Annotated in this window: 9 protein-coding genes; 6 read left to right on the forward strand and 3 right to left on the reverse strand. The window is 39.9% G+C overall.

All coding sequences use genetic code 11. The features are described 5' to 3' along the window. The first annotated feature begins 148 nt into the window (after positions 1–148). The 4 genes from pflB (at position 149) to ACFSFW_RS20290 (ending at position 4957) form a co-directional block, all read left to right on the forward strand. Complete coding sequence (pflB, locus tag ACFSFW_RS20275) at positions 149–2377, forward strand: formate C-acetyltransferase (RefSeq protein ID WP_388040883.1); 2229 nt, start codon at positions 149–151, stop codon at positions 2375–2377. Between the two features lie 29 nt (positions 2378–2406). Next, positions 2407–3132 (forward strand): pyruvate formate-lyase-activating protein, encoded by a 726-nt coding sequence (gene pflA, locus ACFSFW_RS20280; RefSeq protein ID WP_388040851.1) that lies wholly within the window; start codon positions 2407–2409, stop codon positions 3130–3132. A gap of 249 nt (positions 3133–3381) precedes the next feature. Beyond that, a complete protein-coding gene (locus ACFSFW_RS20285) occupies positions 3382–3906 on the forward strand; it encodes an RNA polymerase sigma factor (RefSeq protein ID WP_304215452.1) in 525 nt (174 codons plus the stop codon). Next, entirely contained in the window at positions 3890–4957 is a 1068-nt protein-coding gene (locus tag ACFSFW_RS20290) for a hypothetical protein (protein ID WP_388040854.1), read from the forward strand. The genes ACFSFW_RS20285 and ACFSFW_RS20290 overlap by 17 nt, the downstream gene beginning before the upstream one ends. Before the next feature lie 42 nt (positions 4958–4999). Here the strand turns inward: ACFSFW_RS20290 and ACFSFW_RS20295 are convergent, their stop codons facing one another. The 3 genes from ACFSFW_RS20295 to ACFSFW_RS20305 form a co-directional block, all read right to left on the reverse strand. After that, positions 5000–5476: a hypothetical protein gene (locus ACFSFW_RS20295; protein WP_388040857.1), complete on the reverse strand. Its 477-nt coding sequence runs from the start codon at positions 5474–5476 to the stop codon at positions 5000–5002. Between the two features lie 32 nt (positions 5477–5508). After that, positions 5509–5703 (reverse strand): YwbE family protein, encoded by a 195-nt coding sequence (locus tag ACFSFW_RS20300; RefSeq protein WP_099354078.1) that lies wholly within the window; start codon positions 5701–5703, stop codon positions 5509–5511. A gap of 224 nt (positions 5704–5927) precedes the next feature. After that, positions 5928–6911 carry a polysaccharide deacetylase family protein gene (locus ACFSFW_RS20305; protein ID WP_388040860.1) on the reverse strand — a complete coding sequence of 328 codons (984 nt, stop codon included), beginning with the start codon at positions 6909–6911 and terminating at the stop codon, positions 5928–5930. Positions 6912–7189: 278 nt separating this feature from the next. On the opposite strand from ACFSFW_RS20305, the gene ACFSFW_RS20310 reads away from it, so the two are divergent. Next, complete coding sequence (locus ACFSFW_RS20310) at positions 7190–8047, forward strand: carbon-nitrogen hydrolase family protein (protein WP_388040863.1); 858 nt, start codon at positions 7190–7192, stop codon at positions 8045–8047. 19 nt (positions 8048–8066) lie between these two features. Next, a complete protein-coding gene (locus ACFSFW_RS20315; RefSeq protein WP_388040866.1) occupies positions 8067–8738 on the forward strand; it encodes a GNAT family N-acetyltransferase in 672 nt (223 codons plus the stop codon). Positions 8739–8810: the final 72 nt, after the last annotated feature.

Genomic DNA, 8810 nt, shown 5'->3' on the forward strand with positions numbered 1-8810 from the left:
TAATTCTGTTAATTTGTGAAGTATTTCACATGACACAAGACTAATCCCGTTGTATGATTGATTTGTAAGAAAGTTTGTTCAGTACTGAGCAAACTAAGTCTTAATCACAAACATATATTTAACAACCTTTTAATGGAGGTCATTGATGATGAAAGCATGGGCTGGTTTTAAAGAAGGAAAATGGCAAAAGGACATTGATGTACGTGACTTCATAATAGAGAACTTTACACCATATAGCGGTGACGATGAATTTTTAGTGGGGCCAACTGAAGCGACAAATACGCTATGGAAGCAGGTAATGGAGTTAACGAAGCAGGAGCGAGAAAATGGTGGAGTGCTTGATATGGATACGAAAATTGTATCTACGATTACTTCACATGGTCCCGGTTACTTAGATCAGGAAAAAGAGAAAGTGGTTGGGTTCCAAACCGATAAACCGTTTAAGCGTTCACTTCAACCGTTTGGTGGAATTAGAATGGCGGTGGATTCTGCGAAATCCTATGGGTTTGAAATAGACCAGGAGATTGTAAAGATTTTTACTGACTATCGAAAAACACATAACCAAGGTGTATTTGATGCATATACACCTGAAATGAAACTTGCGAGAAAAGCGGGTATCATTACAGGACTACCTGATGCATACGGTCGAGGAAGAATCATTGGAGATTACCGCAGAGTTGCCCTTTATGGAGTCGACCGACTTATCGAAGACAAGAAGAAAGACCTTCTTGAAACCGGAAATGGAACCATGACTGATGACATCATTCGTGACAGAGAAGAGCTTTCTGAACAAATTCGTGCACTACAGGAATTAAAGGAGCTAGCTGTCTCTTATGGCTATGATATTTCAGAACCAGCTACAAATGCGAGAGAAGCATTTCAATGGTTATACTTCGCATATTTAGCAGCGATAAAAGAACAAAATGGGGCTGCGATGAGCTTAGGCCGTGTGTCCACATTCCTAGATATCTATATTGAAAGAGATATAGAAAACGGCCTATTAACTGAGCAAGAAGCACAGGAAATTGTCGACCATTTTGTTATGAAACTAAGACTTGTTAAGTTTTCAAGAACACCAGATTACAATGAGCTATTCAGTGGTGACCCTACGTGGGTAACAGAATCCCTCGCAGGTGTTGCACTTGATGGACGTCCATTGGTTACGAAAAACTCATTCCGTTTCTTGCATACACTAGACAATCTTGGACCAGCACCTGAACCAAACTTAACTGTACTTTGGTCAGTGAAGTTACCTGAAAACTATAAGAAATACTGCGCAAAAATGTCTATCAAAACAAGCTCCATTCAATATGAAAATGACGACATTATGCGTGAAATGTATGGGGACGACTATGGCATTGCGTGCTGTGTATCTGCGATGACAATCGGAAAGCAAATGCAATTCTTCGGAGCAAGAGCGAACCTAGCGAAAGCTCTAATCTACGCAATCAATGGTGGTATCGATGAAAAGCTGAAGATTCAAGTTGGTCCGTCATACTCACCGATTACTTCAGAGTTTCTTGATTATGAGGAAGTTCTTGAAAAATATGATTTAATGCTCGAGTGGCTTGCAGGACTTTACGTGAATACATTAAATATCATTCACTACATGCATGATAAATACAGCTATGAACGATTAGAAATGGCATTGCATGACCGTGAAATTTTACGCACGATGGCATGTGGAATCGCGGGGCTATCAGTGGTCGCCGATTCACTAAGTGCAATCAAACATGCTAAGGTGAAAACGATTCGTGATGAAAATGGAATTGTTGTAGATTACGAGATTGAAGGAGACTTCCCGAAATACGGAAACAATGATGATCGTGTCGATGACATCGCGGTTGAGCTTGTGAAGCGTTTTATGAATAAGATTAAAAAGCATAAAACATACCGCGACTCTGTTCACACACAATCCATCCTAACGATCACATCTAATGTCGTGTATGGGAAAAAGACAGGCAACACTCCTGATGGCCGTAAAGCTGGGGAACCATTTGCACCTGGTGCAAACCCACTCCATGGCCGTGACACAAAGGGTACACTTGCTTCATTGAGCTCTGTTGCGAAGCTACCCTACGAATATGCTTTAGATGGAATCTCAAATACGTTCTCAATCGTACCGAAGGCTTTAGGAAGAGAGGAAGAAGCGAGAATTAGTAACCTAGCAGGTTTACTTGATGGATACGTGATGAAAAAAGGCCACCATTTAAATGTGAACGTCTTTGACAGAGAAACTTTAATGGATGCAATGGAGCATCCTGAGTTATATCCACAATTAACCATTCGTGTATCAGGATATGCCGTGAACTTTATCAAACTAACAAGAGAACAACAAATTGATGTTATAAACCGAACATTCCACGAAACCATGTAAGGATGTTAGAAAAGAGGAGGACGTTAAGCATGAACGGACGCATTCATTCCATTGAAACCTGTGGGACGGTAGACGGACCAGGACTACGTTATGTTATTTTCACTCAGGGGTGTTTGCTCCGTTGCCAGTTCTGTCATAACCCAGATACTTGGAAATTAAATATGGGGAAGGAAATGAGTGTTACAGAGATCATCAATGATATTAAAACCTATCTTCCCTTTTTTCAAGCATCGGGCGGTGGTGTTACCGTAAGTGGCGGTGAGCCTTTGCTTCAACTTGAATTTCTAATCGAGTTGTTTAAAGAATGCAAGAAGCTTGGGATTCACACCACGATTGATAGTTCGGGTGGATGCTTTACACGTGCTCCTCATTTTATGGAGAGATTAGAGGAGTTACTGCCACTAACTGACCTAATTTTACTTGACATTAAGGAAATTGACCCAATAAAGCATAAGGAATTAACGGGATTAAGCAATGAACATATTCTGGACTTTGCTCAGTATCTATCAGATAAAAATGTTCCAGTTTGGGTTCGACACGTACTCGTTCCAACAATTAGCGACAATGATGAGGATCTTACGAAGTTATCAGAGTTTATCAAAACACTAACAAATGTGAAAAAAATTGAAGTCCTACCATACCACAAGCTTGGTATCTACAAATGGGAAAGCCTAGGTCTGGAATACAAACTCAAAGGAGTCGAACCTCCAACCGATCAACGCGTCAAAAACGCAGAAAGAATCCTAGGTTCATAAATCGGCGGGTCACAGGGACAGGTCCCGCGTCCCTCCATATTTTTACAGTCGTCTTAACATAGAAGCAGCAAAAGGAAGCGTAAAATCTTCTTCTTGCTGCTTTTTTTGTTGGCCCCTGAATCGATTCCAAAAAGCAGGAGATATGGTACTGATAACGAATTGTAGTTGAGGAAAATATTTTTAGTTAAGTTGAAACAAATTCGGAGTTGAAACGACTTATTACTGATTGGGGGCGAGGCATTGGAGAATATGTCGTTCGATATAGAAACGATTTATGATACGTATTACCGGGATGTTTATCATTTTGCACTCTTTTATACGAATAACCATCAAGAAGCAGAAGATATCACACAAGAAACTTTTATTAAAATCATGAAAAACATAGGAAGTCTACAAAATCCAGAAAGATTGAAAACATGGATTTTCTCGATAGCAAAGCATACGGCAATTGACCTAAAACGAAAACAAAAGTTTATTCAATTCTTACCAGACTGGATCTACGAAAAAGAATCGGAAGAAGCTACACCTGAAAAGAAGGCTATCCAGAAGAAGGAATGGGAAGAACTACAAGAAGCGCTCATAAAATTAAAGCCTACCTATCGGTCCATCATTATTTTACGAGGACTAAAAGAGTTGTCTGTTAAAGAAACCGCTGAAATCATGGGATGTAGCGAAAGGAAAGTACGTGTCGATTATCACAGAGCGACTCAACAAATGAAAAAACATATTCGAGTACATGAGGAAGGGTGGGGGCTCAATGAACAATCGAAATGATGAGAAATGGTTACAGCCTTTAAAAAAACGTCCTGACCTTGAACCAAATCCAATTTTTGCAAAACAGCTTAAAGAATCACTAAGAGAAAAACAGATAATAAAAAGAAGAAATTTTTCAGGGCTAAAAATGTGGGTCCCTCTAACAGCGGCAATTATGCTGTTCTCCATTATATCTATGTCGTATGTGACAAGTAATCAAGAACAAGGGCAGCAGCCAGTCGAAACCGAAACCAAGGAAACTACCAATGTAGTTAATCCAGATTTTGATGAATTATTAGCTGAGAATCCTGTGTATCAACAATTGTATGAGTCAGTCTTAAAGGTTACCACAATAGAAAAAGCTAGTAAGCTAGTTGTTAATTTTTTTGAGGCACTTCATGTTGAAGATAAGGAGTTCCTTAAGGAAAATGTGTTTTTTGTGGCGAATCCGGAAAAGGAAGTTGATGTACTACTTGATTTTTACAAGGGGATTGATGTGAATTCCATAGCTGTTAGCTCGTTTAATGAAAGTCAGGCAGAACCTAGTGTAGAAATTGTTTTTTCATACAAACAAAATAATGAGGAAAAACTTCATCATATTCATGTCAACTACTGGGATGAAGCAACAGTGGAAATTTATGCTCCTCTTGATGAGTATGTACCAGAGGTCAAAAATGATCTCGAGCTTAACGAGGAAGAAAGGGTGGCTTATGAGGAATTCAAGCTTGACCATGACCCTGAGGTAATAAGAACTCTAGAGCCAATCAGTGTTGCGAAATTATATCTCCAAGCGAATGCGGACGGTGATCAGGAAACTTCATATGCCCTTTACACAACAAGAGAAGAGTTTGTGATGTGGTCGAAAGAGGCAGATAAGAAGTACTGGGAAGAGGAAACAAGGGATCCCGAAAGCTACAAGAAACCATTTTACGGTTTAGGTTCAGGAACGTTTCATCAAACGAACGAGTATCAAGGATATATTTCCTTTCGTACTCAAAATGGAGATATGGGCTTCCAAATGGTAAAAGACGAAAACGGTGTTTGGAAAGTAGCCTTCATGCCAATACAATAGTAAAAAAATCCAACCTCATTTTATCGGGAGGTTGGATTTTGATTATTGAAGTCTAAAACCTTCTTCGTATAAATAGTCTTCTGCTTCATCATAGGAGCCAAAGGCTTCTTCTAAGTTTAGGCCGGAATATACATTCCACCACTCATCTTCGAATACAAGTAGCAGTGTTTGTCCCTCATCATTAACCCAACGTTCTTCTTGTCCTTCACCAATAATGGCATTTTCTCTCCCTAAAGGGGAATTCGCGGAGAGGGATTGAATCGATTCCTTCACGATTCGTCGTAAATCAGCTTCGGAGAAATCCCGTATATTAATAAATCCCTTAGCATCGACTTCGTAGTTTTGAAGGTTTCCGGCATAGACAAAACCATTACCATTTGGGTGTAGATGCTGTACAACATTCTTCTTTTCAAAGACGCTGTCGTTATAATGAAAATTTACTCTTCCTAAAGATACATTTTTTCGTTCCAATTCCGGGAAAGATTCAATGACCTTAAGTTTTTCCTCGAAAGATAGCATATGCATGTCCTCATTTCTAATGTTAAAATAATTTATTGAATGATTTCCTTCACTCGCCCAACTTGTCCATCCTCTAATCGAACCTTAATTCCATGAGGATGAAAACTAGACTTCGTTAAAATATCTTTCACAATTCCTTTTGTCAGTATACCAGTACGCTGGTCTTTCTTTAACACAATTTGAACCTCAATACCCGGTACTATATCAGCACGATTCTGCCCATTCATCACAAAAACCCTTCCATTAATTTATTTGTCTATCTAGTTTACCCTACATTCCCGTTTGGGACAAAGGGACAGGTCCCGCGTCCCACCATATTTTTCCTGGGACACGGGACCTGTCCCTCTGACTCACGAGCCCACGAAAAAGCCCACCAGCCACCCAGCCACCAGCCCACCTATGACCGAACCCGACCTTTACCAGCAAAAAAAGATGGCCGGGTGGGCCATCTTTAATATAGCTGTATCGGGTGCATCGTTGATTCTAATGGTTTGAACTCGTAGCCTTGCCCTTTTAGATAGTCTAGTAGTTTTGGTAAATGTTCGAGTGTTTCGGGTCTTTCGTGGAGTAGAATGACAATTGGCTGATTCACCCGATTCAATTTAGTTAGCTGTTCAATTACACTATCCACATACCGGCTATCTCGAAATTGCCAATCACGGCTATCAATATTCCAGTCCCACATCTTGTAGCCTGACTTCTCTACCGCGTCCTTATAGGCATCTGTCATATGTGGAGCACTGCCAAATGGTGTTCGAATGAGGTCTGTTTCAATTCCTGTTAATTCGAAAAGCGTCTGTTGTGTTTGGTCCATTTCGCCAACAACGGATTTCGAAGATTGATAGAATTTATTTTTATCATGTGTGACACCATGAAGTCCAACACTGTGTCCTTTACTCGCCATTTCCTTGACCGCATCAGGATAATTTTTCATATTGTTGTCTAACATAAAAAAAGTTGCTTTCGCATCATATTGATCGAGTAAAGCAAGGATATCCTTTGAAACCTTATGAGGACCATCGTCAAAAGTGAGATAAACAGCCCTTGAAGGTGGGGCAGGTGTTTCCTTTGGTGCTTCCTGTTCTTGATCTTCTTCCTGTTCCTCATCTATTTCGGGAGTGGTTGGTTGCACTGGGTCTGGAGCTGTTTCTTTTGTTGGTTCAGTTGTAGGTGCGGATTCTTCTTCAGTGGGTTTTTCCTCATCAATATTCCCTTTTGGTTGGTCATCAACTCTAAGATCATCATCTATTGGTTTATTTTTTTCAGGAGATTCAACAGGTGCAACAACCTCAATCACCGGTTCAGATGCATCTGCTTCTAGAAAAAATTTGGTTTTAAGTAGAAAGAAAGAATACAAGAGTAACAACACAATAAAGCCAAACAACGCAATAATCTTGACAATGTTGCCCTTTTTCATTTTTCTCGCATTCGACATTAAGCATACCTTCTTTGCTGTGATATTCTTCAATATATAAGACGCTTATATTGCAGAAATGTTTCACTTTTATTACGACATTTTTACAAAATTTGTACTGACAAGCCTTATAGTAACATAAGGAAAGGCTTTGAGGAAGAAGAAATTATGGAAAAAAAAGGTTTTTGAGAATCGAATGCTCATAGTCTAATATAATATAGGACAATTTACTTGTTTCAACGATAAAAATAGTTAATAATCCACTTATAACATACTTTTAATGAAGGGGGATTCTCGATTTGAAAATGAGGGTTTCAGCCGTTCAATATCATCTTCACACAATCAGTTCCTTTGATGAATTTGCGGCTCAATGTGAGCATTATATAAAAACTGCAATGGAATTTGACGCAGAATTTATTCTGTTTCCAGAGTTCTTCACTACACAGCTTTTATCAATCGGTAGGGAAGACGGTTCAAGTCTGACTATTGATGATTTACCAAGCTTTACTGAAAGCTACCGTGAGCTTTTTTCAAACCTTGCCAAACAATACAATGTCCACATTATTGGTGGAACACATGTCATCCGAAAGGGAGACCACCTCAACAATGTGGCTCATTTATTCTATCCAGATGGTCGAGTGGGGGAGCAGGCTAAGCTGCATATTACCCCGACGGAAGTGAACGAATGGAATATGACACCTGGAGACGATTTCCAAATTTTCGATACAGAAAAAGGACGCATTGCAATGTTAACTTGCTATGATATCGAGTTCCCTGAAATCGTACGAATGGCAAAGGCTAAGGGTGCTGATGTAATCTTTTGCCCATCTTGTACAGATGACCGCCACGGCTTCCATCGAGTGCGTTATACAAGCCATGCAAGAGCTGTGGAAAACCAAGTCTATGTTGTCGGAACAGGCACGGTTGGTACGCTGCCAACGGTTGATTTTATGCGTGCAAACTTTGGTCAGGCAGCGGTTATTACACCAAATGATATTCCATTCCCACCAAAAGGAATTTTAGTGGAAGGTGAAGTAAACAACGACATGATCGTGACGGCAGACCTTGATTTGGATCTTCTCTATGAAGTGCGTGAAAGAGGTTCGGTTACAACATGGCGTGACCGTAGAACGGACCTATATCCTGATTGGAAATAATCGAAAGAGAGTGAATGAGATGGATTATAAAAGAATAACAAGCATCAACGACCCGTTATTTTTTAAAATGCATGAATTAATGAAAAGTGTGTTTCCTAAAGAGGAAGTTTTAGATTTTGAACTTTGGAAGGAGCCGCTTGAGGACCCAAGCATTCGTGTTTTCGTTGCGGTACATGAAAATGAGGTCGTTGGGACAACGGAATACCGTTATTATCCAGACTGGAATATTGCGATGACTGATTTTACAATCATCGGTCAACTAGGGTTGAGTATCGGTCGCTTTCTAGCACAAAACCGCAGTAAGGATTTACAGGAGTTAGCTACTGCGAACGGGAAAGAGTTATTCGGAATGTTTGCTGAAATCTACGATCCGTATCAAGTTGCGCACTATGAATTTGGAACAGTCAAACCAATGGATCCATTCGTGCGCCGTGAGGTTCTGTCTCATCTTGGCTATAAACGTATAGAACTCGACTATGTTCATCCATCTTGGAACAACGACGGGGAAGCAGTGAAGGGATTAGATCTATGCTTCATGCCTAGTGATGACCAAGTATCTGAATTACCAAGCCAATTGGTTGTTGATTTCTTAACAACGTATTATACCGTTCTTCCAAACAAACCAGCAGAATGGCTTGAAATGGTGAACAGCTTAACGGAAAAAGAGAAGGTAAATTTACTTCCGTTATAAAAATAGAAGAGGCTGGGACAAAACCTAGCTCTTAGATGAAAAAGCCGGTGAAATTTTACGACGAGTAAAATT

The organism is Ferdinandcohnia salidurans, assembly GCF_042680725.1.
Taxonomy (GTDB): domain Bacteria; phylum Bacillota; class Bacilli; order Bacillales; family Bacillaceae_L; genus Ferdinandcohnia; species Ferdinandcohnia salidurans.

Coding starts and splice junctions, on each gene's coding strand:
- pflB (WP_388040883.1), top strand. CDS start 149: ATGAAAGCATGGGCTGGTTTTAAAGAAGGAAAATGGCAAAAGGACATT.
- pflA (WP_388040851.1), top strand. CDS start 2,407: ATGAACGGACGCATTCATTCCATTGAAACCTGTGGGACGGTAGACGGA.
- ACFSFW_RS20285 (WP_304215452.1), top strand. CDS start 3,382: ATGTCGTTCGATATAGAAACGATTTATGATACGTATTACCGGGATGTT.
- ACFSFW_RS20290 (WP_388040854.1), top strand. CDS start 3,890: ATGAACAATCGAAATGATGAGAAATGGTTACAGCCTTTAAAAAAACGT.
- ACFSFW_RS20295 (WP_388040857.1), bottom strand. CDS start 5,476: ATGCTATCTTTCGAGGAAAAACTTAAGGTCATTGAATCTTTCCCGGAA.
- ACFSFW_RS20300 (WP_099354078.1), bottom strand. CDS start 5,703: ATGAATGGGCAGAATCGTGCTGATATAGTACCGGGTATTGAGGTTCAA.
- ACFSFW_RS20305 (WP_388040860.1), bottom strand. CDS start 6,911: ATGTCGAATGCGAGAAAAATGAAAAAGGGCAACATTGTCAAGATTATT.
- ACFSFW_RS20315 (WP_388040866.1), top strand. CDS start 8,067: ATGGATTATAAAAGAATAACAAGCATCAACGACCCGTTATTTTTTAAA.